This window comes from Roseomonas indoligenes (assembly GCF_017813365.1).
Lineage (GTDB): Bacteria > Pseudomonadota > Alphaproteobacteria > Acetobacterales > Acetobacteraceae > Roseomonas > Roseomonas indoligenes.
The window spans coordinates 290,715-317,081 of sequence record NZ_JAGIZA010000005.1 but is presented as its reverse complement, the minus strand read 5'-3'; the positions used below and the strand labels follow the sequence as shown (position 1 = coordinate 317,081).

General features: G+C 72.9%; 24 protein-coding genes. 19 read left to right on the top strand and 5 right to left on the bottom strand.

What is annotated here, in order from left to right:
* From J5Y10_RS11155 to thiD, 12 genes are all read left to right on the top strand, one after another.
* Positions 1-408 carry a YbgC/FadM family acyl-CoA thioesterase gene (locus J5Y10_RS11155; protein ID WP_209373533.1) on the top strand — a complete coding sequence of 136 codons (408 nt, stop codon included), beginning with the start codon at positions 1-3 and terminating at the stop codon, positions 406-408.
* Positions 409-567: 159 nt separating this feature from the next.
* The gene (gene tolQ, locus J5Y10_RS11150) at positions 568-1,332 is read left to right on the top strand and encodes a protein TolQ (protein WP_209373531.1); all 765 of its coding nucleotides are present in this window, start codon (positions 568-570) and stop codon (positions 1,330-1,332) included.
* Positions 1,333-1,336: 4 nt separating this feature from the next.
* Entirely contained in the window at positions 1,337-1,876 is a 540-nt protein-coding gene (gene tolR, locus J5Y10_RS11145) for a protein TolR (RefSeq protein WP_209373529.1), read from the top strand.
* A 4-nt stretch (positions 1,877-1,880) separates the two neighbouring features.
* On the top strand, positions 1,881-3,164 hold the full coding sequence (locus J5Y10_RS11140; protein ID WP_209373527.1) for a hypothetical protein: 1,284 nt from the start codon (positions 1,881-1,883) through the stop codon (positions 3,162-3,164).
* A gap of 118 nt (positions 3,165-3,282) precedes the next feature.
* Positions 3,283-4,623: a Tol-Pal system beta propeller repeat protein TolB gene (gene tolB, locus J5Y10_RS11135; RefSeq protein ID WP_209373525.1), complete on the top strand. Its 1,341-nt coding sequence runs from the start codon at positions 3,283-3,285 to the stop codon at positions 4,621-4,623.
* 39 nt (positions 4,624-4,662) lie between these two features.
* Positions 4,663-5,163 (top strand): peptidoglycan-associated lipoprotein Pal, encoded by a 501-nt coding sequence (pal, locus tag J5Y10_RS11130; RefSeq protein WP_209373523.1) that lies wholly within the window; start codon positions 4,663-4,665, stop codon positions 5,161-5,163.
* Between the two features lie 164 nt (positions 5,164-5,327).
* Positions 5,328-6,251: a tol-pal system YbgF family protein gene (locus J5Y10_RS11125; RefSeq protein WP_245214548.1), complete on the top strand. Its 924-nt coding sequence runs from the start codon at positions 5,328-5,330 to the stop codon at positions 6,249-6,251.
* A 16-nt stretch (positions 6,252-6,267) separates the two neighbouring features.
* Positions 6,268-7,458 carry a tRNA lysidine(34) synthetase TilS gene (gene tilS / locus J5Y10_RS11120; RefSeq protein WP_209373521.1) on the top strand — a complete coding sequence of 397 codons (1,191 nt, stop codon included), beginning with the start codon at positions 6,268-6,270 and terminating at the stop codon, positions 7,456-7,458.
* A gap of 92 nt (positions 7,459-7,550) precedes the next feature.
* Positions 7,551-9,476, top strand: a complete 1,926-nt coding sequence (gene ftsH / locus J5Y10_RS11115; RefSeq protein WP_209373519.1) for an ATP-dependent zinc metalloprotease FtsH — start codon at positions 7,551-7,553, stop codon at positions 9,474-9,476.
* A 127-nt stretch (positions 9,477-9,603) separates the two neighbouring features.
* Positions 9,604-10,671 carry a dihydropteroate synthase gene (gene folP / locus J5Y10_RS11110; RefSeq protein WP_209373517.1) on the top strand — a complete coding sequence of 356 codons (1,068 nt, stop codon included), beginning with the start codon at positions 9,604-9,606 and terminating at the stop codon, positions 10,669-10,671.
* A 79-nt stretch (positions 10,672-10,750) separates the two neighbouring features.
* A complete protein-coding gene (gene glmM / locus J5Y10_RS11105) occupies positions 10,751-12,130 on the top strand; it encodes a phosphoglucosamine mutase (RefSeq protein ID WP_209373515.1) in 1,380 nt (459 codons plus the stop codon).
* Positions 12,127-12,942, top strand: coding sequence for a bifunctional hydroxymethylpyrimidine kinase/phosphomethylpyrimidine kinase (gene thiD / locus J5Y10_RS11100; protein ID WP_209373513.1), 816 nt, complete (start codon positions 12,127-12,129; stop codon positions 12,940-12,942). The genes glmM and thiD overlap by 4 nt, the downstream gene beginning before the upstream one ends.
* On the opposite strand, the gene J5Y10_RS11095 is transcribed toward thiD, so the two are convergent.
* Positions 12,929-13,960 carry an AI-2E family transporter gene (locus J5Y10_RS11095; RefSeq protein WP_209373511.1) on the bottom strand — a complete coding sequence of 344 codons (1,032 nt, stop codon included), beginning with the start codon at positions 13,958-13,960 and terminating at the stop codon, positions 12,929-12,931. The genes thiD and J5Y10_RS11095 overlap by 14 nt on opposite strands.
* Before the next feature lie 146 nt (positions 13,961-14,106).
* Between J5Y10_RS11095 and J5Y10_RS11090 the strand changes: the two genes are divergently transcribed.
* Complete coding sequence (locus J5Y10_RS11090) at positions 14,107-15,312, top strand: phosphoserine transaminase (RefSeq protein ID WP_209373509.1); 1,206 nt, start codon at positions 14,107-14,109, stop codon at positions 15,310-15,312.
* Entirely contained in the window at positions 15,287-16,819 is a 1,533-nt protein-coding gene (locus J5Y10_RS11085; RefSeq protein WP_209373507.1) for an MFS transporter, read from the top strand. Before J5Y10_RS11090 ends, J5Y10_RS11085 begins: the two co-directional genes overlap by 26 nt.
* Positions 16,820-16,822: 3 nt before the next feature.
* Here the strand turns inward: J5Y10_RS11085 and J5Y10_RS11080 are convergent, their stop codons facing one another.
* Both J5Y10_RS11080 and J5Y10_RS11075 read right to left on the bottom strand, forming a co-directional pair.
* Positions 16,823-18,892 carry a tetratricopeptide repeat protein gene (locus J5Y10_RS11080; RefSeq protein ID WP_209373506.1) on the bottom strand — a complete coding sequence of 690 codons (2,070 nt, stop codon included), beginning with the start codon at positions 18,890-18,892 and terminating at the stop codon, positions 16,823-16,825.
* Between the two features lie 51 nt (positions 18,893-18,943).
* A complete protein-coding gene (locus J5Y10_RS11075; RefSeq protein WP_209373505.1) occupies positions 18,944-19,462 on the bottom strand; it encodes a hypothetical protein in 519 nt (172 codons plus the stop codon).
* A 212-nt stretch (positions 19,463-19,674) separates the two neighbouring features.
* Here J5Y10_RS11075 and J5Y10_RS11070 point away from each other — a divergent pair, with 212 nt between their 5' ends.
* Both J5Y10_RS11070 and J5Y10_RS11065 read left to right on the top strand, forming a co-directional pair.
* Positions 19,675-20,826 (top strand): ATP phosphoribosyltransferase regulatory subunit, encoded by a 1,152-nt coding sequence (locus J5Y10_RS11070; RefSeq protein ID WP_209373504.1) that lies wholly within the window; start codon positions 19,675-19,677, stop codon positions 20,824-20,826.
* A gap of 4 nt (positions 20,827-20,830) precedes the next feature.
* Positions 20,831-22,120, top strand: coding sequence for an adenylosuccinate synthase (locus J5Y10_RS11065; RefSeq protein WP_209373503.1), 1,290 nt, complete (start codon positions 20,831-20,833; stop codon positions 22,118-22,120).
* 34 nt (positions 22,121-22,154) lie between these two features.
* On the opposite strand, the gene J5Y10_RS11060 is transcribed toward J5Y10_RS11065, so the two are convergent.
* Both J5Y10_RS11060 and J5Y10_RS11055 read right to left on the bottom strand, forming a co-directional pair.
* Complete coding sequence (locus J5Y10_RS11060; protein WP_209373502.1) at positions 22,155-22,544, bottom strand: SPW repeat domain-containing protein; 390 nt, start codon at positions 22,542-22,544, stop codon at positions 22,155-22,157.
* Positions 22,545-22,722: 178 nt separating this feature from the next.
* Entirely contained in the window at positions 22,723-22,938 is a 216-nt protein-coding gene (locus J5Y10_RS11055) for a hypothetical protein (RefSeq protein WP_209373501.1), read from the bottom strand.
* 129 nt (positions 22,939-23,067) lie between these two features.
* Here J5Y10_RS11055 and glcF point away from each other — a divergent pair, with 129 nt between their 5' ends.
* From glcF to J5Y10_RS11040, 3 genes are all read left to right on the top strand, one after another.
* Positions 23,068-24,417, top strand: a complete 1,350-nt coding sequence (glcF, locus tag J5Y10_RS11050) for a glycolate oxidase subunit GlcF (RefSeq protein ID WP_209373500.1) — start codon at positions 23,068-23,070, stop codon at positions 24,415-24,417.
* A 62-nt stretch (positions 24,418-24,479) separates the two neighbouring features.
* Positions 24,480-25,109, top strand: a complete 630-nt coding sequence (locus J5Y10_RS11045) for a tetratricopeptide repeat protein (protein ID WP_209373498.1) — start codon at positions 24,480-24,482, stop codon at positions 25,107-25,109.
* A gap of 78 nt (positions 25,110-25,187) precedes the next feature.
* Positions 25,188-26,285: a methylated-DNA--[protein]-cysteine S-methyltransferase gene (locus tag J5Y10_RS11040; RefSeq protein WP_209373496.1), complete on the top strand. Its 1,098-nt coding sequence runs from the start codon at positions 25,188-25,190 to the stop codon at positions 26,283-26,285.
* Positions 26,286-26,367: the final 82 nt, after the last annotated feature.

The window sequence follows — 26,367 nt, the reverse complement described above, 5'->3', positions numbered from 1 at the left end:
ATGGCCGTGCATCGCTATCCCATCCGGATCTATTTCGAGGACACCGATGCGGGCGGCGTGGCCTATCACGCCAACTATCTCCGCTGGGCGGAGCGGGCACGAACGGAATCCTTGCGCGACATAGGCTTGCCGCATCATCTTCTAATGGAACGTCATGCTTCGTTGCTTGTGGTGCGACGCATCGAAGTGGCGTATCTGCGGCCCGCGCGGCTGGATGACCTCGTGTCCATCGAGACGCGGGTGCTGAAGGCGGGGGCCGCCTCGCTCGAGGTGGGGCAGGACGTGGTGGCGGAGGATGGCGGGGTGCTGGCGCGCTTGAAAGTAGGGCTGGTCTGCGTCTCGCAGGAGAGCCTGCGGCCGGTGCCGCTGCCGGAGCCCTGGCGCTCCGCGCTGCGTCCGGAGGCCTGACGAATTCGGGCGATGTGGTGGCGGGGCTGCCGCATTGCCGCTCCCCGCGCCGGGCAGAGTCCGGCTGGGGATGAGGGTTCGGCCCGAGAGGGCCTGGGGGGCGCCGGGGGGCGCCAGGGGATGGCGCCCGGATCGGGCGCGTGAACGAGGAGACCGCCCGTGAACGGTGGTGTGACTGCGCAGAACCTGGCCGCGGCCGGGCACGACCTCTCGCTGTGGGGGCTGTTCCTCCAGGCGGACCTGGTGGTGAAGGCGGTGATGATCGGCCTGCTGCTCGCCAGCGTCTGGGTCTGGGCGATCGTCTTCGAGAAGTGGACGACGATGCGGCGCGTGAACCGCGCGGCCGATGCCTTCGAGGACAAGTTCTGGTCCGGCGGCAGCCTGGAGGACCTCTACCGCAGCGAGGGGGAGCGGCCGACGCATCCGATGGCCTCGGTGTTCGGATCGGGCATGCGGGAGTGGTCGCGGGCGGCCGATATGGGCCTGACCGGGGCCCTGGCCATGACCGGCATGAAGGAGCGGGCGGACCGGGCCATGAACGTGGCCATCAACCGCGAGATGGACGGGCTGGAGCGGTGGATGACCTTCCTCGCCTCCGTCGGCTCCGTCGGGCCCTTCATCGGGCTGTTCGGCACGGTCTGGGGCATCATGAACTCCTTCTCCGCCATCGCGGGGATGAACAACACGAACCTTGCCGTGGTGGCGCCGGGCATCGCGGAGGCGCTGTTCGCCACGGCCATCGGCTTGGTGGCCGCTATCCCGGCGGTGCTGGCCTACAACAAGATCAACACGGACCTGGCGCGCTTCACCGGGCGGCTGGAGGGCTTCTCGACGGAGTTCGGCGCGATCCTCTCCCGCCAGGCGGACGAGGCGCCGGCGGCGCCGTCCCCGAACTCGCCCCCGCGCCAGCCGGCGCAGGTCTGAGGCGATGGCTGCCTCGATCCAGACGGGCGGCGGGCGCGGCGGGCGGCGGCGCCGGCCGATGGCGGAGATCAACGTCACCCCGCTGGTGGACGTGATGCTCGTCCTGCTCATCATCTTCATGGTGGCCGCGCCGCTGATGACGGTGGGCGTGCCCGTGGACCTGCCCAAGACCCAGGCGGCGGCCCTGAACCAGGAGCAGGAGCCGATCACCATCTCCATCAACCCGGAGGGGCGGATCTTCCTGCAGGAGACGGAAGTCCAGGCCGAAGGGCTGGTACCGCAGCTTCGCGCCATCATGGAGAACCAGCCCCAGGGCCAGCCGGAGCGCCGGATCTTCGTGCGCGGGGACCGGAGCATCGCCTACGGGAAGATCATGGAGGTGATGGGGATCGTCTCCTCCGCCGGCTTCTCCCGCGTGGCGCTGCTGGCGGAGCAGCCGGCGGGCACGCCGGCCCGCACCGGCGGCGCCGCCGGCGCGGCCCCCGCGCGCGGTGCGGCCGCCTCCGCGGCCCCGGCCGCACCGGCGGGCGCGCCGAGGCGGTAGTCCGATGTCGGGGGCGCAGGGCTTCATGGATGGGCGCGCCGACCGGCTCCGCCCCTGGCTGGTGGCGTCGCTGGTGGCGCATGCCGTGGTGTTCCTGCTGCTGCTGATCGAGCTGCCGGGCCGGGAACTGCCGGAGCCGGTGGAGACGGCCATGCCCGTCGAGATCGTGACGCCGGACATGCCGCAGCTGGCCCAGGCGCCGGAGCCGCTTCCCTTGCCCGCCCCGCCCGCGCCGGATCGGACGCCGCCCACCCCGACTCCGACCCCCACGCCGCCCGAACCGCCGCGGAACGAGCCGCCGACGCCGCTGCCGCCACCGCCGCCGCCCAACCCGGCGGCGCCGCAGATGCCGGCGCCGCCGACGCCCGTGCCGCCCACGCCGACGGCCGTGCCGCCGCTGCCCCTGCCGCCTGCGCCCACCCCGACGCCGCCCGCGCCGACACCCCCGCGCCCTTCGCCGCCCGCGCCCGCGCAGCAGCAGGCCCAGGCGACGCCGCCGGCCCCGCCGCTGCCACCGCTGCCCCTGCCGCCGCCGCCCGCGCCGCCCATGCCGGACGGGGTGCAGCAGCAGGTGCAGCAGACGCCGCCGACGCCGACGCCGCCCGCGCCGCCGCGGCCTTCCGCGCCCACGCCGCCGCAGCGGCAGGCAGCCCAGACCCCGCCCGCGCCGCCGGCCCCACCGGCACCCCCGGCGCCCCCGCAGCAGCAGGCAGCCGCCAGCCCGCCCGCGCCACCGGCCCCGGCGCGGCCGAACGCAGTGCCGAACCAGCCGCCCGTGCCGCCGGCGCGGGAGAGCAACAACCGCCCGGGCACGGGGCAGACACCGCCCGTGCGGAACCCGGCGGAGAACAGCAACGCCGCGCAGAACACGCTGGAGCGGCTGCGCGCGATGCAGGCGCAGAACCAGGCGCCGTCCAGCCGCCCCAATCCAGCGGCGGGCAGTCCCGCCCGGGGCGGCGGGGCGCCGACAGGGACGGCCGCGCTGACCTCCGGCGAGATCCGGGGCGTGGCGGACAAGATCAGCGAGTGCTGGTCGGTAGATGCCGGGGCGCCCGACATCTCCAGCATCGTCGTGGAACTGAAGGTGGAGGCGGATGCCAGCGGCACGGTGCGCGTGGTGCGCCCGGCCGGCGCGATCCCTTCCGAGCCGCGGGCGCGGGCGGTGTTCGAGGCGGCGCGGCGCGCGCTGATGGACCCCAAGTGCTCGCCGCTGCCCTTCCCGCGTGACAAGCTGGCAGCGATCAACAACGCCATCTTCCGTTTCAATCCGCGGGGGCTGACGCGTTGATGCCCGGCCCGCGCGCGATCAACTCTCAGGGGAAGCGCGGGCTTTCCCGCCCTGGCGGGTTGCGCCCCGTCGCGGCTTCGGCTCTTTCCCCCTCCCGCAGCTCCGAGGTTTCGCATCCATGATGACGACCGATCGGCGTGGCCTGATCCTGGGTGGCGCCGCGCTTCTCACCGTGCCCGCGACCGTGCGCGCCCAGGGGACCACCGCTGGTGGCCAGGGCGCCGTGATCGACATCACCAAGGCCCGCACGGATCCGATCCCGATCGCCGTGCCGGCGCTGGCCGGCGGCGGCCGGGGCGCGGACATCGCGCGCGTGATCCAGGCCAACCTCCGCAATTCCGGCCTGTTCCGCCCGGTGGACAACGCCGCCTTCATCCAGAGCGCCGAGGCCGCGGCCGCCACGCCGCGCTTCCAGGACTGGCGGGTGATCGGTGCCAACGCGCTGGTGACGGGGCGGGTGGAGGACTCCGGCGGGCGGCTGCGCGTGGAGTTCCGCCTGTGGGACGTGCTGCCGGAGCAGCAGATCCAGGGCACCGCCTTCACGGCGCCGGCCGCCCAGTGGCGGCGAATCGCGCACCTGATCTCCGACGTGATCTACGAGCGGCTGCTGGGCGAGAAGGGTTATTTCGACACGCGGATCGTCTACGTGGCCGAGAGTGGGCCGCGGGACCGGCGCACCCGCCGGCTGGCGATCATGGACCAGGACGGGGAGAACAACCGCTTCCTCACGGACGGGTCCTTCCAGGTTCTCTCGCCGCGCTTCCATCCGAACGCGCAGCAGATCGTGTTCATGTCCTATTTCCAGAACCAGCCGCGCGTGTACCTGTTCGACCTGAACAGCGGCTCCTCGCGGGTTCTCGGCTCCTTCCCGGGCATGACGCTCTCCCCGCGCTTCAGCCCGGACGGGCGGACGGTTGTGCTGTCCTATGCAACGGGTGGCGACGCCAACATCTACGCGGTGGATGCCGGCTCGGGTGCGCAGCGGCAGCTCACCTCCGGCGGCGGGCTCGACGTCTCGCCCTGCTACAGCCCGGACGGTTCGCAGATCGTCTTCAACTCCGACCGGGGCGGGGACCAGCAGATCTACGTCATGTCGGCCGGCGGCGGCGGGGCGCGGCGCATCTCCTTCGGGCGCGGGCGCTACGCGACGCCGGTCTGGTCGCCGCGCGGGGACCTGATCGCCTTCACCCGCATCTCCGGCGGGCAGTTCGGGATCGGGGTAATGCGGCCCGACGGCTCCGGCGAGCGGATCCTGTCTGAGGGCTGGGGCATGGAAGGTCCGACCTTCGCGCCGAATGGCCGTGTTCTTGCCTTCTACCGCGAGAGCCGGGCGAGCGGCGCGCGGGGCGAGGGCTATTCCGCCCGGCTGGCCCAGATCGACATCGCGGGCTTCAACGAGCGGCAGATGGTCACGCCGACCGATGCAACCGATCCGTCCTGGTCACCCTTGTTGGCCTGATCGCAATCCGAAACTGAAACCTTTGCATAGGAGTGCATGATGAACGTGAAGATCCTGGCCGCCCTCGGGGCCATTGCCCTGCTCTCGGCCTGCTCGAACGAGGACCAGAACGCCGCGGCGACCGGCGCGGGCGGTTCGGGCGGGCTGGCGGGTGCCGGCGGAAGCGGCATGGGCAGCGCGCGCCCGGGTAGCCAGGAGGACCTGGTCGCCAATGTCGGCGACCGCGTTCTCTTCGACACCGATAGCAGCCAGGTTCGCGCCGATGGCCGCGACGTGCTGCAGCGCCAGGCCGCCTGGCTGGCCCGCTACCCGCAGGTGACGGTGTACATGGAGGGCCATGCCGACGAGCGCGGCACCCGCGAGTACAACCTGGCCCTCGGCCAGCGCCGCGCCAACAACGCGCGCGACCTGCTGGTGGCGGGCGGCGTCTCCGGCCAGCGGATCCAGACGGTGTCCTACGGCAAGGACCGCCCGGCGGCGCTCGGCTCCGACGAGGCGTCCTGGGCGCAGAACCGCCGCGCGGTGACGACGGTCCGCTGAGGACTGCGGGCCCGGTGCCCCGCGCGCCGGGCCTCACCCGCCCTTTCGTTGGGTGGATGGGATGCTTGCCCGCGTCGGCGGGCTGGTCCGATGATGGGGCGCGGCGGGGCCACGCCGTGAAGGGCTGCGCCGGGTCTCGGGCGCACCACGAGGGGATTTCAGGGATGCTGCGGACCCGATGCGTTCCGGTGAGGGGCGTTCTGATGGCGGGGGCGGTGCTGGCAGGGCTGGTGCCGGCCGGCCGCGCCCTCGCGCAGGCGGAGAGCCGGGAGGGCATCTACCTGCAGAACCAGATCCTGCAGCTGCGGCAGGAGCTTGAGGCCGTGCGGCGGAGCGGCGGCGGTGGCGGCTACCCGCAGCCGCAGCTGCCGCCCCCCGGGCGCGGCGGTGCGCCGGCAGCGGGCGGCGAGATCGTCGGCCAGCTTCTGGGGCGCGTGGGCGACCTGGAGGAGGAGGTGCGGCGCCAGCGCGGCCGCGCCGAGCAGGCCGAGTACCAGAACCGGACCCTGCAGGAGCGGCTGGAGAAGCTGCAGGGCGACATGGAATACCGCTTCAACGCGCTGGAAGGCCGGGGTGGCGGCGCTGCCCCAGCCGGAGGAGCCCCCCCGGCGGGGCGACCGGCCGGCGGGCAGCAGCAGGGCGCGCTGACTCCGCCGGGTGACACACCTGCCCCCCCGCCGGGCCAGCCGGCCACGCCGGCGCCTCGCACGCCGGAGATCGCTCTGCGCGAGGGACAGACGGCCTTGGGGCGCCGGGACTACGCGGCGGCCGAATCGGCCGCACGGGAGGTCCTGGCCTCCCGCTCCACCGCGCGCGGGCAGGATGCGGGGGTCCTGCTGGGCGATGCGCTGATGGGGAAGCGCGACTTCCAGGGCGCGGCCCTGGCCTATGACGACGCCTATCGCCGGGCGCGCTCCTCCGGCCGGGCGCCGGACGCGCTGATCGGGCTGGCGAACGCCTTCGTCGGGTTCAACGCAAAGGTGGAAGCCTGCCAGACGCTGGACAACCTGCGGACGGGGTTCCCCCGGCTGGCCGGGGCGCAGGCGGATCGGGCGACCCAGGCGCGGCAGCGCGCCGGCTGCCGCTAGGCCCGTGCGGGCGGCGGTGAAGCCGCCGCAAGGACTGGATTCGGAATTCGCGGCGGCGATGGCGGGGCTGGGGCCTTTCGGGCCCGCGCCCCGGCTGGCGGCCGGCGTCTCGGGCGGGCCGCACAGCCTGGCACTGGCGGTTCTCGCGCGGGACTGGGCCGCGGCGCGGGGCGGACGGTTGCTGGCGCTTGTCGCCGATCACGGGTTGCGTCCGGAGAGTGGGGGCGAGGCGGCCTGGGTGGCTGCGCGGCTCGCCCAACTTGGCGTCGATGCGCAGGTGTTGGCACTCTATTTGGCGGCCGGGCCCGGTCTCCACGAGCGGGCCCGGGCGGCGCGGCTTTCGGCCCTGGCGGCTGCTGCCGAGGCGGCGGGGACGCCCTGGCTTCTGCTCGGGCAGCACCGGGCGGACCAGGCGGAGACGCTGGCCTTCCGGGCGCTTCGGGGATCCGGCGTGGCGGGGCTGGCGGGCATGGTGCCCGCGCGGCCGGCGGGCGGGGTGTTGATCCTGCGGCCCTTGCTGGGCGTGGCGCCGGCCGCGATCGAGAGGTTTCTGGCGGCGCGCGGGCTGGTTCCCGTGCGCGACCCTTCCAATGACGATCCGCGCTTCGCGCGCGCCCGGCTGCGGCGGGCTCTGGACGATCCGGGCGGCACGGGGCCGGGCGTGGCGGCCTTGGCGGAGGCGGCCTCGGCCTTCGGAATGCGGCGGGCGCGGCTGCGCGCGGCCGTAGCGGCGCGGCTGGTGGGCTGCGCGACGTTCCGGCCGGAAGGCTGGGCGGTGCTGGACGTCGCGGCGCTGGGACGGGACGCGGTGGCGGAGGCAGCGCTCTCGTCCTTGGTGCGGGCCGTGGGAGGCGGGGCGCACCCGCCGGCACGAGCGGCGGTGGCCGCCCTGCTCGGGCGGGGCGGGGGCAGCTTGGGCGGGGTGCTCTGGCGCGGGCGCTTCGTGGGGCGCGAGCCGGGCCGCTGCGCAGCGGCCGTGCCCGCCGCGCCGGGGGTCCTGTGGGATGGGCGCTGGCGGGTGGTGGCGGCGCCGGGAGACGGCTGGATCGGGGCGGCGGGGCCGGGTTTCCCCGGTGGGAACCTGCCGGGCTTCGTGGCGGCGGGCTTGCCCGTGCTGCGGGACGCGGCCGGGCGGGTGCTGGCCGGGCCGGGGCCCGGGCCGGGCTGGAAGGTGGAATTCAGGCCGGATTCAGGGCCCCTCGCGTGAAAGCGGTGTTATCCAGTGGTTCCATGTAGCGTCGGGCATCCCTATCTTGTTCTTCTAGCCGGGGAGCACCGGCCAAGGATCGGGACCGTCACGTGAACAATTTTGGCCGCAACCTAGCGCTCTGGGTGATCGTCGCCCTGCTGCTCGTGGCGCTGTTCAACCTGTTCCAGCCATCGGGCAATTCCTCGCAGCGCGGGATGCAGGTGGCTTACTCCGACTTCCTGAACGAGGTTCAGCAAGGCCATGTGCGCGACGCCACCATCCAGGGGCGGATCGTTTCCGGCCAGCTTCAGGACGGGCGGACCTTCAGCACCTACACGCCCGAGGACCCGCAGCTGATTTCCAAGCTGACGGAGAAGGGCGTGCGCGTGGTGGCGCGGCCCGAGGAGAGCGACGTGAACCCGCTCTTCCAGATCCTCATCTCCTGGTTCCCGATGCTGCTGCTGATCGGCGTCTGGGTCTTCTTCATGCGCCAGATGCAGGGCGGCGGCGGGCGTGCCATGGGCTTCGGCAAGTCCAAGGCGAAGCTGCTGACGGAGAAGCAGGGCCGCGTGACCTTCGAGGACGTGGCGGGCATCGAGGAGGCGAAGAGCGAGCTGGAGGAGGTCGTGGACTTCCTGCGCGACCCGCAGAAGTTCCAGCGCCTCGGCGGCAAGATCCCCAAGGGCGTGCTGCTGGTCGGCCCCCCCGGCACGGGCAAGACGCTGCTGGCGCGCTCCGTCGCCGGCGAGGCGAACGTGCCCTTCTTCACCATCTCCGGCTCCGACTTCGTGGAGATGTTCGTCGGTGTCGGCGCCAGCCGCGTGCGCGACATGTTCGAGCAGGGCAAGAAGAACGCCCCCTGCATCATCTTCATCGACGAGATCGACGCGGTGGGCCGCCACCGTGGCGCCGGGCTCGGCGGCGGCAATGACGAGCGCGAGCAGACGCTGAACCAGATGCTGGTCGAGATGGACGGCTTTGAGTCCAACGAGGGCGTCATCATCATCGCGGCCACCAACCGGCCGGACGTGCTGGACCCCGCGCTGCTGCGCCCCGGCCGCTTCGACCGCCAGGTCGTCGTGCCGAACCCCGACGTGAACGGGCGCGAGCGGATCCTGCGGGTCCATATGCGCAAGGTGCCCCTGGCCTCCGACGTGGAGCCGAAGGTGATCGCGCGGGGCACGCCGGGCTTCTCGGGCGCCGATCTGGCGAACCTGGTGAACGAGGCGGCGCTGCTGGCGGCCCGCACCGGCCGCCGCACGGTCGGCATGCACGAGTTCGAGCAGGCCAAGGACAAGGTGCTGATGGGCAGCGAGCGCCGCTCGCTGGTCATGAGTGAGGCCGAGAAGCGGATGACCGCCTATCATGAGGCCGGCCACGCGCTGATGGCGATCAGCGAGGAGGAGTGCGACCCCGTCCACAAGGCCACCATTATCCCGCGCGGCCGCGCGCTGGGCTTGGTGATGTCCCTGCCGGAGGGCGACCGCTACTCCAAGCACAAGTCCAAGATGAACGCCGAGCTCGCCATGGCCATGGGCGGCCGCGTCGCCGAGGAGATCATCTTCGGGGCGGACAAGGTGTCCAACGGCGCCTCGGGTGACATCAAGATGGCGACCGACCTCTCGCGCCGGATGGTCACGGAATGGGGCATGTCCGACAAGATCGGCATGGTCGCCTACGGCTCGAACGACCAGGAGGTGTTCCTCGGTCATTCGGTGACGCAGTCGAAGAACCTGTCCGAGGCGACCGCGCAGGCGATCGACAGCGAGATCCGCTCGATCATCGACACGGCCTACCAGCGGGCGAAGAAGACGCTGACCGAGCGGATCGAGGACCTGCACGCCCTGGCCAAGGGGCTGCTGGAGTACGAGACCCTCTCGGGCGACGAGATCAAGAGCCTGCTGCGCGGCGACCCGATCGTGCGGGACCGTCCGGACGAGCCGGTGAACCAGGGGCGGGGCAGCGTTCCCACCTCGGGGCGGCCGAATCCGCGCCCGGAGACCGGCGGGATGCAGCCGGCGCCTTCGGGGGCCTGACCGCCGGGCGCCCCCTCTGGCGCGGGGCGTCGCGAAACGCTTGAATGCACCGGGTGAATGTGACGGGGGCCCTCAGTGGCCCCCGTTTCCGTCCGGGGGTGCCGATTCCCGGACGAGGGGAGGGGAAATGGCGCGCTGGGTCGAACCGATGGGTCTGCTGCACGGGCGCGGCGCCGCCGCGGCCGTGGCTGCCGGGGCTGCCGTGCCGCTCGAAGGCGGGCAGGCGGCCTTCACCCTCGTCCGGCTCATCGAGAACGGCGCGACGCTGGGGCTGCTCCCCGCCGTAGATACGCCGGAGGACTGGCAGGCGGCCGTCCTCGCCCTCACCAATCCGCTTCCGCCCTTCGCTGGCCTGCCGGAGGCCGCCATCCTCGGCCGGCCGCTGGTGATGGGCGTGCTGAACGTCACGCCCGACAGCTTCTCCGACGGGGGCCGCCACGCAGACCCGCGTGAGGCCATCATGGCGGCGAACGCGATGCTGGAGGCCGGCGCCGACATGATCGACGTGGGCGGGGAGAGCACCCGCCCCGGCGCGGCGCCCGTGGATGCCGAGGCCGAGATCGCCCGGATCCTGCCGGTGATCCGCGAAATCGCGAAGGATGCGCCGGTGAGCGTGGACACCCGCCATGCCGCCACGATGCGCGCGGCGCTGGAGGCGGGAGCGGAGGTGGTGAACGACATCTCCGCCCTGCGGCACGACCCGGAGGCGATGGCGGTGGTGGCGGAGGCGGGTTGCCCCGTGGTGCTGATGCACATGCCGGGAACCGAGCCCGCCACGATGCAGCAGCACGCGAGCTACGCGGACGTGGCGCTGGAAGTCCTGGAGTTCCTGGCGGAGCGGATCGAGACCTGCGAGGCGGCCGGGATCCCGCGCCACCGGATCGCGGTGGATCCGGGCATCGGCTTCGGCAAGACCATGGAGCACAACCTGGAACTTCTGGACCGGCTGCCGATCCTGCTGAACCTGGGCTGCCCGATTCTTGTTGGGGCGTCGCGCAAGCGGTTCATCGGCACGCTCTCCGGCGTTTCCGCCCCGCGGGACCGGATGGCGGGGAGCCTCGGCGTGGCCACCACGGCGGCCGCCCGGGGCGCCGCGATGCTGCGGGTGCACGACGTGGCGGAGACCGTGGCGGCGCTGCGCCTGTGGCGGGCGGGCGCATCGGGGGCGCCGCCCCCGGGGGAGAATCCGGCTTAACGTCAAGCGGGCCGACGCTGCCCTGCCTATTTTCCCCGCCCTGCGCTAGACAGTGCGGAAACGGTTGGAGAAGGCCGGCATGGGTGACGGGACAAGGCGCCTTTTCGGCACCGACGGGATCCGGGGCGTGGCGAACCGCGCCCCCATGGACGCGGCGACGGCGCTGCGGTTGGGTCAGGCGGCTGGCCGCTACTTCAATCGGGGGCAGCACCGGCACCGGGTGGTGATCGGCAAGGACACGCGGCTCTCCGGCTACATGCTGGAGCCGGCGCTGACGGCGGGCTTCGTGGGCGCGGGCATGGACGTGGTGCTGGTCGGGCCCCTGCCGACGCCGGCGATTGCGCTTCTGGCGCGCAGTCTGCGGGCCGACCTGGGCGTGATGATCAGCGCCTCGCACAATCCTTTCCATGACAACGGGATCAAGCTGTTCGGGCCGGACGGGCTGAAGCTGTCGGACGCGCAGGAGGAGGCGATCGAGGCGCTGATGGCCGGGGACCTGGCCTCCGCGCTGGCGGCGCCGGGCAAGCTCGGCCGGGCCTCGCGGCTTGAGGACGCGCCGGGGCGCTACATCGAGGCGGTGAAGGCCAGTTTTCCCCGCGGGCGCAGCTTGGAGGGACTGCGGATCGTCGTCGATTGCGCGAACGGCGCCGCCTACAAGGTCGCGCCGACCGTGCTGTGGGAACTGGGTGCCGAGGTGGTCTCGGTGGGCGTGGCCCCGGACGGGTTCAACATCAACGACGCCTGCGGCAGCACGGCGCCGGGCGCGCTGGCGACCCTGGTGCGGGAACGGCGTGCGGATCTCGGCATCGCGCTGGACGGCGATGCGGACCGGCTGGTGCTGGTGGACGAGACGGGCGCGGTGGTGGACGGGGACCAGATCCTGGCGCTGATCGCTTCCTCCTGGGCGTCGCAGGGGCGGCTGCGCGGGGGCGAGGTGGTGGCGACCGTGATGTCCAACCTCGGGCTGGAACGATTCCTTCAGGGCCGGGGGCTGAAGCTGCACCGGACCAAGGTGGGGGACCGCTACGTGGGCGAGGCGATGCGGGAGCGGGGCTGCAACCTGGGCGGGGAGCAGTCCGGCCACGTCATCCTCTCGGATTACGGCACCACGGGGGATGGGCTGGTGGCGGCGCTGCAGGTGCTGTCCGTGCTGGTGGAGGAAGGAAAGTCCGCGAGCGAGATGCTGCGCCGCTTCGAGCCGCTGCCGCAGAAGCTGGTGAACGTGCGTCATGCCGGGGGCAACCCGCTGGCGGACCCGCGCGTGGCGGACGCGATCGCCGCGGCGGAGATGGAACTTGGCGCGCGCGGCCGCGTGCTGATCCGGCCGAGCGGGACCGAGCCGCTGATCCGCGTGATGGTGGAGGCGGAAGAAGAGGGGCTGGTGGAGTCCCTCACCGAACGGCTGGCCGGGGTGATCCGGGCCGCGGCCGCCGCGCCGGCGAAGGTGGCCGCGGAGTGAAAGGGCGCGTGCTGATCGTCGCCGGATCCGATTCCGGCGGCGGGGCGGGGATCCAGGCGGACATCAAGGCGGTGACGGCGATGGGGGCCTATGCGGCCACCGCGATCACCGCGCTGACGGCGCAGGACACGGAGGGTGTGCGCGCCGTGCACCCCGTGCCGCTGGATTTCCTGGGTCTGCAGATCCGCATGTCGCTGGAGGACATCGGCGCGGACTGCATCAAGACCGGCATGCTGGCGGATGCCGCGACCATCGATGCGGTGTGCGACGCGCTGGCAGGCTACGGGGCGCCGCTGGTGGCCGACCCCGTGATGGTGGCCAAGGGCGGGGCGCGGCTGCTGGACCCGGCGGCGGTGGAGACCCTGAAGCGGCGGCTGATGCCGCTGGCGACGATCCTGACGCCGAACCTGCCGGAGGCGGAGGTGCTCTCCGGCATGGCGATCCCCGACCTCGGGGCCATGCGCCACGCGGCGGAGCTGCTGATGACGCTCGGCGTGCCGGCGGTGCTGCTGAAGGGCGGGCACCTGGACGGGCCGGTGCTGCACGACGTGCTGGCGACCGAGGACGGCGTGGAGGTGTTCGAGAGCCCGCGGATCGAGACGCGGCACACCCACGGCACGGGCTGCACCCTGGCCTCCGCGATCGCGGCGGGGCTGGCGCAGGGAATGGGGCTGCGGGACTCCGTGATGCGGGCGCGGGCCTATGTGGCCGCCGCGATCCGGGCCGCACCCGGCTATGGGCGCGGGCACGGGCCGCTGGACCACGGGGTGACGGTGGACCCCGCGCGGGTGGCGGCCCTTACGGGCGGATGATGTGCTTCTCCTCCTGGTCGGCGGGGCCCTCCACCCAGCCTTCCACGTAGGAAACCTTGATCGCGGCCATGGCGGCGGCGGTGATCGGCGCGGCGAGCAGGATGCCGAGGAAGCCCAGCCCCGTGCCGAACAGGGCCTGCGCGCCGAGCAGCAGGGCGGGCGGCACGTCGCTGGCCTGCTTCTGCACCATCGGCGTCAGGAAATTGCCCTCGATATTCTGCGAGGCGAAGAACAGCGCAATGACCCAGGGGATCATCGAGGGATCCTGCGAGGCGGCGATGAGGATGGCGGGCAGGCAGCCCAGCACCGGGCCGATATAGGGCATGAAGTTGAACAGGGCCGTCAGGATGGCCAGCAATCCCGCCAGCGGAATACCCATGGCCCAGAGGCCGAGGAAGATCACCACGCCGGTGAAGACCATGCCGAACATCTGGCCGAGCAACCAGCCGCGCAGGGAATGCGCCATGGCGTTCAGCGTGGCCTCCGCCCGCGGGCGCAGCCCGGGCGAGAGGAGGGCGAGGGCGCCGCGCCGGTAGAGGGTGGGGTCGGAGGCGATGTAGAGGCCGAGCAGGACGATCAACAGGAAGTTGCCGAGCGCGCCGAGGGTGCCGCTGACCCCGCGCACGGCCACGCTGGCCGCGGTTTGCGCGGCGGGCTCCATCTTCTCCGGCGAGACCTGCTGCTTCAGCCATTCGGAGCCGGGCAGGCCGTCCACGAGCCCGGTGAGCTGCTGGAGGACGCGGGGCACCGCCTGGGTGAACTCGCGAGCCTGGGCGGCGAGGCTGTTGAAGCCGAGCCAGAGGCCGAGGCCGATCACCACCAGGGAGATCAGCGCGACGATCATCACGCCCCAGTGCGGGGCGATGCCAAGGTGCCGCGCGACCGGTTCCCCCGCCGCGCGGAGCGCGACGGCGAGGAGGCAGCCGGCAAAGACGATGAGCACCACGTCCGGCACGAACCAGAAGAGCACGGCGACGACCGCCAGCAGGATCAGGAGAGTGGCGGAGTCATGGCGCATGCCCGCCGCAACGGGGCCCGCGGCACGGGGTTGCGTGCGCCGCGGCAGAGCGGGCCGGGCTTCGCTTGACCCGGGCGGTGGGCAGGGGCTAGCGCAGCCCGGTGCCCTGCCGCGAGGCGGTGCGGGCGACGGACGGAGGGCGGGCCATGGCGGCGACGGCGGATCTGGAGCGGGCGAGGCCCTCGGCGCGGCCGGGTAACCCTTGCTTTTCCTCCGGCCCCTGCGCGAAGCGGCCGGGATGGGCCTTGGCGGCGCTGGAGGGGGCGCTGCTCGGGCGCAGCCACCGGGCATCGGTGCCGCACGCGCGGATCGCGGAGGTGATCGAGCGGTCGAAGGCTGTGCTGGGAATGCCGGCGGACTGGCGGCTGGGCGTGGTGCCGGGATCGGATACCGGCGCGGTGGAGATGGTTCTGTGGTCCGTGCTCGGCGCGCGGGGCGTGGACGTGCTGGTGTGGGAAAGCTTCTCCAAGGAATGGGCGAGCGACATCGCATCACAGTTGAACCTGGCTGACGCGCGGATCCGGGAGGCGGATTACGGGCGGCTGCCCTCGCTGGAGCCGGTGGACCCGGCACGGGACGCGGTGTTCGTCTGGAACGGGACGACCTCGGGCGTTCGGCTGGCGAATGCGGATTTCATCAGCGACGAGCGCGAGGGGCTGGCGATCTGCGACGCGACCTCCGCGGCCTTCGCCATGCGCCTGCCCTGGGACAAGCTCGATGTCGTCACTTGGTCCTGGCAGAAGGTGCTGGGAGGCGAGGCGGGGCACGGGATGCTCGCGCTCTCCCCGCGCGCCGTGGCGCGGCTGGAATCCTGGGATTCCGGGCGGCCGCTGCCGAAGGTGTTCCGGCTGACCAAGGGCGGGAAGCTCATCGAGGGCATTTTCAAGGGGGACACGATCAACACGCCCTCGATGCTCTGCGTGGAGGATGCGATCGACGGGCTGCGCTGGGCGGAATCGATCGGCGGGCTGGACGCGCTGGTGGCGCGCAGCGAGGCAAACCTGGCGGCGGTGGCGGACTGGGTCTCCGCCAGCGGCTGGGCGGGCTTCCTGGCGGAGGACCCGGCCACGCGCTCCTGCACCTCCATCTGCCTGAAGATCACCGTGCCCTGGTTCGCCAGCATGGACGCGGCGGGGCAGGCGCGGGCGGCGAAGCGGCTGGCGGCGATCCTGGAGGAGGAAGGCGTCGCGCTCGATGTCGCCTCCTACCGGGATGCGCCGCCGGGGCTGCGGATCTGGGGCGGTGCGACGGTGGAGACGGCCGACATCAAGGCGCTGCTGCCCTGGCTGGACTGGGCCTTCGCGGAGCTGGCCGTGGAGCTGGCGCATGAGGAGGCGAGCCCAGCGGGCTGAGGCGCCTGCACGGGGCTTTGTAACCTTCCGCCCGGTCGGCGGTTCCGAGCCCGGGATCCCCGGGGAGGAAACATTGGCCGCCGACCGCTTCACCACGGACCTGCCGCACCGGCTGGACCGGCTTCCCTGGTCCCGGTTCCACTGGCTGGTGGTGGTGGCACTGGGCGTGACCTGGGTGCTGGACGGGCTGGAGGTGACGCTCGTCGGCTCCCTCGCCGGCGCGATCAAGGACAGCCCGCGGCTGCGGCTGACGGAGACACAGGTGGGGCTGACGGCCTCGGCCTATCTTCTCGGCGCTGTGTGCGGGGCGCTGTTCTTCGGGTGGCTGACGGACCGGGTGGGGCGGAAGAAGCTCTTCACGCTGACCGTGCTGGTGTACCTTCTGGCGACGATCGCCACCGGCCTTTCCTGGGATGTCTGGTCCTTCGCGCTGTTCCGCTTCCTGACGGGGGCGGGGATCGGGGGCGAGTACGCGGCGGTGAACTCGGCAATCCAGGAGCTGATCCCTGCGCGGCGGCGCGGCACCACGGACCTGGCGGTCAACGGCACCTTCTGGGGCGGGGCGGCAATGGGAGCCGCAGCGTCGCTTGTGCTTCTCGACCCGCAGGTGATCGACCCGGAGCTCGGCTGGCGCCTGGCCTTCGGAGTGGGCGGCGCGCTCTCGCTCTCCGTGCTGCTGCTGCGGCGCTACATCCCGGAGAGCCCGCGCTGGCTGATGACGCATGGCCGCCGCGAGGAAGCGGACGCGATCGTGCGCGACATCGAGGAGTGGGTTGCGCGGGAGAAGGGCCCGTTGCCGCCGGTGGTGGGAAAGCCGATCACGATCGACCCGCGCAGCCACACCACGCTGGGCGAGGTGGCGCGGACGATGTTCCGCACCTATCCCGAGCGCGCCACGCTGGGCGTAGTCCTGATGGCCTGCCAGGCCTTCTGCTACAACGCGGTGTTCTTCACCTACGCGCTGGTGCTGACGCGGTTCTACGGGATCGAATCCCAGCATATCGGCTGGTACATGCTGCCCTTCGCCCTGGGCAACCTAATGGGGCCGCTGCTGCTGGGGCACTTCTTCGACACGGTGGGGCGGCGGGTGATGATCACCGGCACCTATGCGCTGGCGGGGTTGCTGATGGCGGCCACCGGCTTCGCCTTTGCGCAGGGGTGGCTCTCGGCTTGGGAGCAGACGCTGGCCTGGACGGTGATCTTCTTCTTCGCCTCCGCCGCCGCCTCCGCCGCCTACCTCACGGTGGGGGAGAGCTTTCCGCTGGAGATGCGGGCCATGGGGATCGCGCTGTTCTACGCCTTCGGCACGCTGGTGGGCGGGGTTGTCGGGCCGGCGCTGTTCGGGTGGCTGATCGAGGGCGGGCAGCGGGTGGACATCATGTGGGGCTATCTGCTCGGTGCCGCTCTGATGCTGGTAGCGGCGGGGACGGAGTGGAAGCTCGGCTTCGCCGCCGAGGGCCGTTCGCTGGAGGAGGTGGCCCGGCCCCTGTCCCAGGCCGCGGAGTAGTCCCTAGGCTGCCAAGGCAGCGGTGGGCGCCAGGGTGGCGGCGATCCTGGCGATCACCGCCTCCCACGGATCGTTCCGGCCGCGGCGGTGCAGGCGCATGCCGGGGTACCAGGGCGTGTCCGAGCGATCGAGCATCCAGCGCCAGTCGGCCAGGTCCGGCAGGAGGAGGTGGACGGGGCGGTCCAGCGCGCCGGCGAGATGCGCCACGCTGGTGTCCACGCAGACCACCGCGTCCATCGCTTCCAGCGCGGCGGCGGTCTCGGTGAAACTCGTCAGGTGCGGGCGCAGGTCGGTAAGGCCGGGCGTAGCGGCGAGGAAGGGTTCGTCCGCGGCGCGCAACTCTGTCTGGACCAGAAAGCCCTGCACGCGCGGGCCGAGCAAGGGCGCGAACAGGGCGAGCGGGATGGAACGGTGACGGTCCCCGAGGTGCTGGGGGTTGCCGGAGCAGGCGATGCCCAGGCGGAGAACCCCGCGCGGAAGGGCCATGTCCCAGGCGGCGGCCCGGGCGGGATCGACGGGGAGGGGCACCGGCGGGGGGATCACCGCGCCGAAGGCCATGGGAAGGCTGAGCAGCGGGCACTGGGCGGCGTGGGGCGGGGCGGGATCGTCGGGCCCGATCAGCTCCGCCACGCCGGGAAGGCCGTCGAGCAGCGGGAAGAGGGGGCGCTGCACCTGCAGAACAACCCGCGCCCCGCGCGCGGCTGCCAGGGGCACGTAGCGAGACATCTGGATCGTGTCGCCCAGACCCTGCTCCGCGTGGAGGAAAAGGTTACGGCCCTCCATCCGCTCGCCGCGCCATAGGGGGGAGACAGCGTAGCGGTGCGGCCGGTTGCCCTTGCGGCGCCATCGCCACTCGTAGCCGGCGAAGCCCGCTTCCAGCTCGCCGAGGGCCAGCCGGCTCAGCGCCTCGTTCCAGCGAGCATCGGCGAAGTCCGGATCGATTGCCAGCGCGGCCTGGAAGCAGGCGATGGCGTCGCGGTGGCGGTTCAGGCCGCGCATCGCGTTGCCGCGGTTGTAGGGGATGCTGCGGCTGCCCGGGTACAGCGCCTCCGCGCGGTCGAGGCATTCAAGCGCCTCCTCGAAGCGGCCCATCTCCGTCAGGGCGTTGCCGCGGCCGTTCCAGGCCTCGGCGCAGCCGGGATCGGCGCGGAGCGCGGCGCCATCCGCCTCCTCGGCCTCTGCGTGCCGGCCGAGCAGGGCCAGGGTGGCCGCCCGGTTGCGGTGCGCGGCGACTCCGGCGGAGACGGCGAGGGCGGAATCGGCGCTCGCCAGCGCCTCCTCATGGCGGCCGAGGTCGCAAAGGGCAGCGGCGCGGCCCGCATGGGCATTGGGGTGGCGGGGATCGGCGGCCAGCGCGGCGTCGAAGCTCGCCAGCGCCTCCTCAGGCCGCTTCAGGGCGCGGAAGGCAACGCCCTGGGTGTTCAGGGAGCCCGGGTCACCCGGGCCGAGGGCGAGGGCGATGGCCACGCTCGCCAGCGCCTCGGCATCGCGATCCAGGTCCACCAGGGCGGTGGCGCGGTTGGCATGGGCGGCGGGGTAGGCGGGATTGCGGAGAAGGGCGGCGTCGTAGGCGGCCAGGGCCTCCGCAGGGCGCTTCAGGCCGCGCAGGGCATTGCCGCGGTTGTTGTGCAGTTCCGCCATGTCGCAGCCCCGAGCGGCGGCCCTGTCGAGCTCCGCCAGGGCCTCGGCATGGCGGTTCAGGGCCTGCAGCGCGTTGCCCCGGCCGACCCGGGCCTCTGGCATGTCCGGGGCGAGGGCAAGGGCGCGGTCGAAGGACTCCAGCGCCTCCTCCCCGCGGTCCAGCTCCACCAGCGCGTTGCCGAGATTGTTGTGCACGAAGCCGTGGCGCGGATCCGCCGCCACCGCCGCCTCAAGGAGAGGTACGGCGCCCGCGGGGTCGCCCGCCATGGCGCGCAGCAGGCCCAGGAGGTGGAGGGCGCCGAAATGCCGGGGATGGGAGGCGAGGACGGCGCGGTACAGCGGCTCGGCCCCCGCGAGGTCGCCGTCCCGATGCATGGCGAGGGCGCGGGCCACCAGGGTGCCCGGCGACGATGCGGCGAGGGTTTCCGTCATGGCATCCTCCGGCCTTCGTGGCCTGCCGGAGGATGCGCCGGGAATGGTGAACTAACGGTTGCGGCCGCGCCCGTTCACCTCGTTCGCGACGGCATGGGCGGCCTCCTCCACCCGCGGAAGGCGGGGGAGGCTGGAGAGGCGGGCGAGGGTTGCGGCGCCGCCGACCGGGGCCAGGGCGGCGACCGCGCCGGGCTCGTCCCCCCGGTTCAGCGCGGCCGTTGCGCCGGCGAAGGCGCGGGCGGCAATCGCGGAGGGCACGCGGGGGGAGACGCCGAGCGCCTCCCGGAACTCGCGGCGGGCGATCTGGAGCCGGGGCAGGAGGACGGGGTCGCGGGGATGGGTCCAGAGCGGGTCGTTCTCCGCCGCGTCCGCGAAGGCCTCGATCTCGCTCGCGGCCCCGGCGGCGCGGGCGGGGCTGCCCTGGATCCAGCCGGGCCTGCCGTACTCGAAGGGTGCGGCGCGGGCGGGCTCGCGCAGCCGGTCGGCGACGGGGATGACGTCGTTCAGGGCGCGGTCGTCGCTGCAGGCCGCGAGAACGAGGAAGGGCAGGGCGAGGTGAAAGGCGCGCATCATGCCTCGGCAACGTGGAGCTGAGATCGGCGGTTGCCGCGCGCGCCGGCCTGGGGCCTGTGACAGGGGCACCGGGCCGGGTTCCGGCCCCGCCCTGGGCCCGGGGCGGAGCAGGCCAGCGGGCGGCGGGGTTGCGGCGCGGGGCCTGCGCTGCCATTCACCGCGCGAAAAAGCCGCGAGCGTCCCGCCCTCCGTCATGCCCCAACCTTTTAATGACTGACGACGAGCCCTTTTCCGCGAACCCGGCCCTGCTGCCAGCCGGCCTCTCCGACCTGCTTCCGCCCGAGGCGGCGCGGGAGGCGGCGCTGGTGGAGGCGATGATGGCCGTCTTCGCTTCCCACGGGTACGAGCGGGTGAAGCCGCCGTTGCTGGAGTTCGAGGAAGGGCTTCTGACCGGTTCGGGCGCCGCGCTGGCCGACCAGACCTTCCGGCTGATGGACCCGGTTTCCCAGCGCATGATGGGCCTTCGGGCGGATACCACGCCGCAGGTGGCGCGGATCGCGGCCACGCGGCTGGGCGGGGCGCCGCGGCCGCTTCGGCTCTCCTATGCCGGGCAGGTGCTGCGGGTGCGCGGCACGCAGATCGCGCCCGCGCGGCAGCTGCCGCAGCTCGGCGTGGAGCTGATCGGCGTGGACAGTGCGGAGGCGGATGCGGAGGCCGCTGCCCTGGGCGTGGAGGCGCTGGCGGCGGCCGGGATCTCCGACGTGGCGCTGGACATCACGCTGCCGGCCATGTCGCCCGCGCTGCTGGACGCGGCGGGGCTGGAAGGCGCGGCCCGGCAGCGGCTGGCGAGGGCGCTGGACCGCAAGGATGCGGCGGAGGTGGCCGTGCTGGCCGAGGCCGCGGGGCCGCCGGCGATCTTCCTGACGGGGCTTCTGGCCGCGGCCGGGCCGGCGGACGGGGCCCTGGCCGCGCTGCGCGCTGCGCCGTTGCCGGAGGTGCCGCGGCGGATCGCGGACAATGCCGCCGACGTGGTGGCGGCGCTGCGGCGGCGTCTGCCGGGGCTGCGGATCACGCTGGACCCGGTGGAGTTCCGGGGCTTCCGCTATCATACGGGGGTGGCGTTCACCCTCTATGGGCCGGGCCGCACGGGAGAGTTGGGGCGCGGCGGGCGCTACATGAGCGGCGAGGAACCGGCGACGGGCCTGAGCCTCTATCCCGACGCGGCGCTGCGCGCGGCGCCGGCGGGGCCGGCGGCGGACCGGGTGTTCCTGCCGGATGGGCATGATCCTTCCGTGGCCGCGAGGCTGCGGGGCGAGGGGTGGATAACGGTGGCGGCGCTGTCCTCCGCCGATGATGCGCGTGCGCTGGGCTGCACGCATGAGCTGCGCGGCGATAGGCCCGTGGCGCTGGAAAAGGAGTAGGGCCGTGGCCAATGTCGCCATCATCGGCGCCCAGTGGGGTGACGAGGGCAAGGGCAAGGTGGTGGACTGGCTCGCCAGCCGCGCCGACATCGTGGTGCGCTTCCAGGGCGGGCATAACGCCGGCCATACGCTGGTGGTGGGGAACCAGACCTACAAGCTGAGCCTTCTGCCCTCCGGCGTGGTGCGCGGGAAGCTGGGCATTATCGGCAACGGTGTGGTGCTGGACCCTGACGCGCTGCTGGGCGAGATCGCGAAGGTGACGGCGCAGGGACTGAGCGTCACGCCGGAGAACCTGCGGATCGCGGAGAACACGCCGCTGATCCTGCCGCTGCACCCGGCGCTGGACAAGGCGCGCGAGACGGCGCGCGGTGGCGACAAGATCGGCACGACCGGCCGCGGCATCGGCCCGGCCTATGAGGACAAGGTGGGCCGGCGCTCCATCCGGCTCTGCGACCTGGCGGAGCCGGAGACGGTCTCCCGCAAGCTGGACGAGCTGCTGCTGCACCACAATTCGCTGCTGCGCGGGCTGGGTGCGCCGGAGTTCGAGAAGGCCGAGCTGATGGAGAAGATCCTCGGCTGGGCGCCGAAGCTTCTTCCCTTCATGGAGGCGGTGTGGGAGCGGCTCGACACCGCGCGGACCGAGGGCAAGCGGGTGCTGTTCGAGGGCGCGCAGGCAGTGATGCTGGACGTGGACCACGGGACCTTCCCCTATGTCACCTCCTCCAACACGGTGGCCGGCAATGCGGCGGCGGGCGCGGGGATCGGCCCGCACGCCATCGGGAACGTGCTGGGGATCGCGAAGGCCTACACGACGCGCGTGGGATCCGGCCCTTTCCCGACGGAGCTGTTCGACGATACGGGCAAGCTGCTGGGCGAGCGCGGGCATGAGTTCGGCACGGTCACGGGCCGCCCCCGTCGCTGCGGCTGGTTCGATGCCTGCTTGGTGCGGCAGGCGGTGAAGGTGGGCGGCGTGCAGGGCCTCGTACTGACAAAGCTCGACGTGCTCGACGGGCTGCCGGAGCTGAAGATCTGCACGGGCTACGAGATCAACGGCGAGCGCTTCAGGCGACTCCCCTCCGCCATGGCGGCGCAGGCGGCGGCGAAGCCGGTCTATGAGACGATCGAGGGCTGGTCCGGTTCCACGCGCGGGGCGCGGAGCTGGGCGGAGCTGCCGGCGCAGGCGATCAAGTACGTGCGCCGCATCGAGGAACTGGTGGAGGCGCCGGTGACGTTGCTCTCCACCAGCCCTGAGCGCGACGACACCATCACCGTTTCCGACCCCTTCGCGGGGTGAGGAGGGGCGGGGGGCGCCGACCAGGCGCCACCCGTCAGGCACGGGGCCGTGTTTGCATGGCCGGCGATTGAAGTGACTCGCGGGGCTGCGTCCGGGTGGTCAGGCTCGCGACGATCTCGAAGGCGCCGAAGATGACGTGCGGTAGCCAGACCCGGTCTGAGAAGCCAAGGAGCCAGGGCGAGGCCACCAGCAGGACGCCGACGACGAGATCCAGGCCGAGATGCAGCGGCATCGGGATCATACCGACGAGGCCGACCTCGAAATCCGTCATCAGGGCGCTGATGATGAGGAGCAGGCCGGCGCCGGAAAGTGTCCAGTGCGCGGCGGCATTGTCGGTGAAGCCGAGAACCCAGGGCGCGCCAAACAGGACGATGCCGGCGAGGTAGTCCGTGATGCCGTGCACACGGGTTGGTATGAAGCGCATTGCGATCCTCCGCGGGGACGAGAGCGATGTCGGACGCGGCGGGCAGAACCTGCGCCGCTGGACCGGACGGCGGAGGATCACCGGAAATGGCGGGTGGAGCCGCTAACCTGGATTGCCGGGAGTAGCGGAGAATGCGTTTGTCCGCGGGCTTGTGCCCTGCTCCGGGCAGGGCGGCGGTTCAGCGCTCTTCCTGTCGCCAGGGGGCCTGGCGACCGGCATGACGCAGGTTGAGGCCGCCGCCCACGGGAAGGGAGCGGCCGCCATCGCCGGGGTAGCGGCCGCCAGTCCGGCCCGGCGTGGCCAGCAGCACGGACTGCCGGCGGGCTTCGACGGGGCCGAGGCGCTCCGGATCCGGCTGCGCGGGACGGGCGTCCTGGAGGGGGATCGTGGGCATGGTCTTGCGTTGATCCTGGTGTTCGGGGCCCGGTTCTTGGGGGTTGGGCCGGTTCTGTTCTAGTGTGGGTAGAACGGGGTGTGCGGGGCGCCAGTTGCGCCCGTAATATTTTGTCGGGCGGGGAAACGGATGAAGACCGAGTTCACGGCGGCGCAACTCGCGGATCCCGATATCCGGGAGTCGAACGGCATCCTGCGGACCTGCGTGCATTGCGGCTTCTGCACGGCGACCTGCCCGACCTTCGTGCTGCTGGGCGACGAGCTGGATAGCCCGCGCGGGCGCATCTACCTCATCAAGGACATGCTGGAATCCGGCCGCGCGGCGCGTGAGGAGGAGGTGCGGCACGTGGACCGCTGCCTTTCCTGCCTGTCCTGCATGACGACCTGCCCGAGCGGCGTGAACTACATGCACCTGGTGGACCACGCGCGGAGCCATATCGAGAAGACCTACAGCCGGCCGCTGATGGAGCGGGCGATCCGCGCCGTGCTGGCGCTGGTCCTGCCGCGTCCCCGGCTGTTTCGCGCGGCGCTGGCCGGGGCCCGGCTGGCGCGGCCGCTGCGCGGGCTGTTCGGCGGGACCTCCATGACGGCCAGGCGGTTGCGGGCAATGCTGGACCTGGCGCCGGAGGCCGTGCCGGAGCCCGGGGAATCCGCGAAGCCCACCGTGCACCGCGCGCAGGGACCGCGGCGCGGGCGCGTGGCGCTGCTGACGGGCTGCGCGCAGACGGTGCTGGCGCCCTCCATCAACGAGGCGACGATCCGCCTGCTGACGCGGATGGGGATCGAGGTGGTTGTGACGGCCGGGCAGGGCTGCTGCGGCGCGCTGACGCATCACATGGGACGGCAGGGTTCCTCCCACGCCCAGGCCCGGCGCAACATCGAGGCCTGGGCGGCCGAGGCGCGCGGGGAAGGGCTGGACGCGATCGTCGTGAACGCCTCGGGCTGCGGCACCACGGTGAAGGATTACGGCCACATGTTCCGCGAGGCCGAGCCGGCATTGCGCGACAAGGCGGCGCTGGTGGCGGAGCTGGCGAAGGACGTGTCCGAGGTGCTGGAGGCCTTTCGCTACGCCCCCACGCGGGAGAGGCCGGGGATCGCGGTGGCCTACCACGCCGCCTGCTCATTGCAGCACGGACAGCGGATCACGGGCGTGCCGAAGGCGCTGCTGGAGCGGGCGGGGTTCGACGTGCGAGTGCCGGCGGAGGCGCATCTCTGCTGCGGCAGCGCGGGCACCTACAACATCCTGCAGCCGGAGATCGCGGGGCGGCTGCGCGAGCGCAAGCTGGACCATCTGGCCGCCACCGGGGCGGAGCTCATCGCCTCCGGCAATATCGGCTGCCTGACGCAGCTCGGCGGCGGGATGCCGGTGGCGCATACGGTGGAGCTGCTGGATTGGATGGCGGGCGGGCCGGCGCCGGCGGCCGTGGCGGGGCTGCGCGGGGCGGTGAATGCACCCGCGGAAGCGTCGTCCGTGGCCTGAGGGTTGGCGGGACCGGGCGGGCGGCCCCATCTTCGGCGCGTGATCGCTGCGGGAGAGGGCGGATGAGGCGCTGGGCGGTGATGGCAGGGCTGCTGCTCTCGGCAGGGGCTTCGGCGCAGGTTCTTCCCGTGCCGGGTGGCGGGGCGGGGGTGGGGCCGGCGGTGCCGCCGCTGGCCGTGCCCGTGCCGAAGCCCGGTGCGGCGGAGGCGCGGCGGGCAGAGCTGGACCGGTTGCTGGACGCCCTACCGCAGGCGCCGAGCGAGGAGGTCGCGGCGCCCCTGCAGGCGCGGATTCAGTCCCTCTGGGCCGAGGGCGGCACGCCGGCGGTGGGGCTGCTGCTGCGTAAGGGGCTGCGGGCGATGGAGGCGAACCAGCCCGGGGAGGCCGTGGAGGACCTGGACGCGGCCATCACGCTGCAGCCGGACTTTCCGGAATCCTGGATCCTGCGGGCCCAGGCCCAGGCGGCTGCCGGGGAGCGGCAGGCGGCCGTGTCCGACCTGCGGGAAGCGCTGCGGCTGGAGCCCCGGCATTTCGGGGCGCTGCTCGCCCTCTCGGACATCCAGGAGGATGCGGCGGACCTGTCCGGGGCGTTGCGGAGCCTCGACGCGGCGCTGAAGATCAACCCGCGCCTGCCGGGCGGCGCGGCGCGGCGGCGGGAACTGGTGCGGCGGGCCCGGGGCGACGCGACCTAGAAGCGACGCGGCCCGAAGCGCCATTCCGGCGCAACGGCCGGATGGCCGGCTCGGACCTGGGCGGGGGAGAAGGTGGCCATGCGCGACACAGCCGAGCTGATCCCCGACACCACCCGCCCCAACACCTGGGATGACGAGGCACTGTGGCAGGCGCTGCTGCGACGGGAGCCCTTGCCCGGGCAGTTCTACGGCGTGACCACCCAGGGGGTGGTCTGCCGCTTCGGCTGCCCGGCCCGGCCGCCGCTGCGGCGGCATGCGCGGTTCTTCTCCAGCGTCGCCGAAGCGGGGAAGTCGGGCTTTCGGCCCTGCCTGCGGTGTGACCCGGCCGGGGAGCGGGCGGCGATTCACGCGGCGGCCGTGCGCGGGGCCTGCGCGGCGATCGAAGCGGCGGTGGAGGGGGGGGATCCCGTCCCCTCCCTTGCCGCTCTGGCGGAACGGGCAGGCTATGCGCGTCACCATTTCCTGCGCCTGTTCCGGGAGGTCGCTGGGGTCACGCCCCACGCCTTTGCGGCGGCGCTGCGGGCGCGGCGGCTGGGCGAGGCGCTGGCCTCAGGCGGCCGCGTGGCGGATGCGGTGGCGGAAGCGGGGATCGGCAGCGAGAGCCGGGTCTATGAGGACGGGGCGCGGATGCTCGGCATGACCCCCGGCGCGGCGCGGCGCGGCGGTGCCGGGGAGGTGATCCGGGTGGCCTTCGGCACCGGGCCGCTGGGGCTGGTGATGGTGGGCATGGCCGGGCGCGGCGTCTGCGCCATCGAGTTGGGCGACGACGAAGCGGTGCTGCGCGCCTCCCTTGTCGCGCGCTTCCCGCGGGCGCGGATCGAGGCGGCGGACGAGCCGGCGCGGGCCGCGGTGGCGCGGGTGTTGGGCTGGGTGGAGGAGCCGCGCGGCGCGCTGGATCTGCCGCTGGACCTGCGCGGCACCGCCTTCCAGCGGCGGGTCTGGGAGGCGCTGCAGGCCATCCCACCCGGGACCACCACGGATTATGCGGCGCTGGCGGGGGACCTTGGCCTGCCGCGCGGTGCGCGGGCGGTGGCGCGGGCCTGCGCCGGGAACGGCGTTGCGCTGGCCGTGCCCTGCCATCGCGTGGTGGGGCGGGACGGGTCGCTGCGCGGCTATCGCTGGGGCCTGGCGCGCAAGGCGGCGCTGCTGGCGCGGGAGAGTGACGCGGCGGGATAGGACCGCGTGCTGCGCTGCGGTCTCACGCAGCGGTGGATTGTGCGCCCGGCGCGAATGTTGATGATGCGTGAGACAGGAAGTG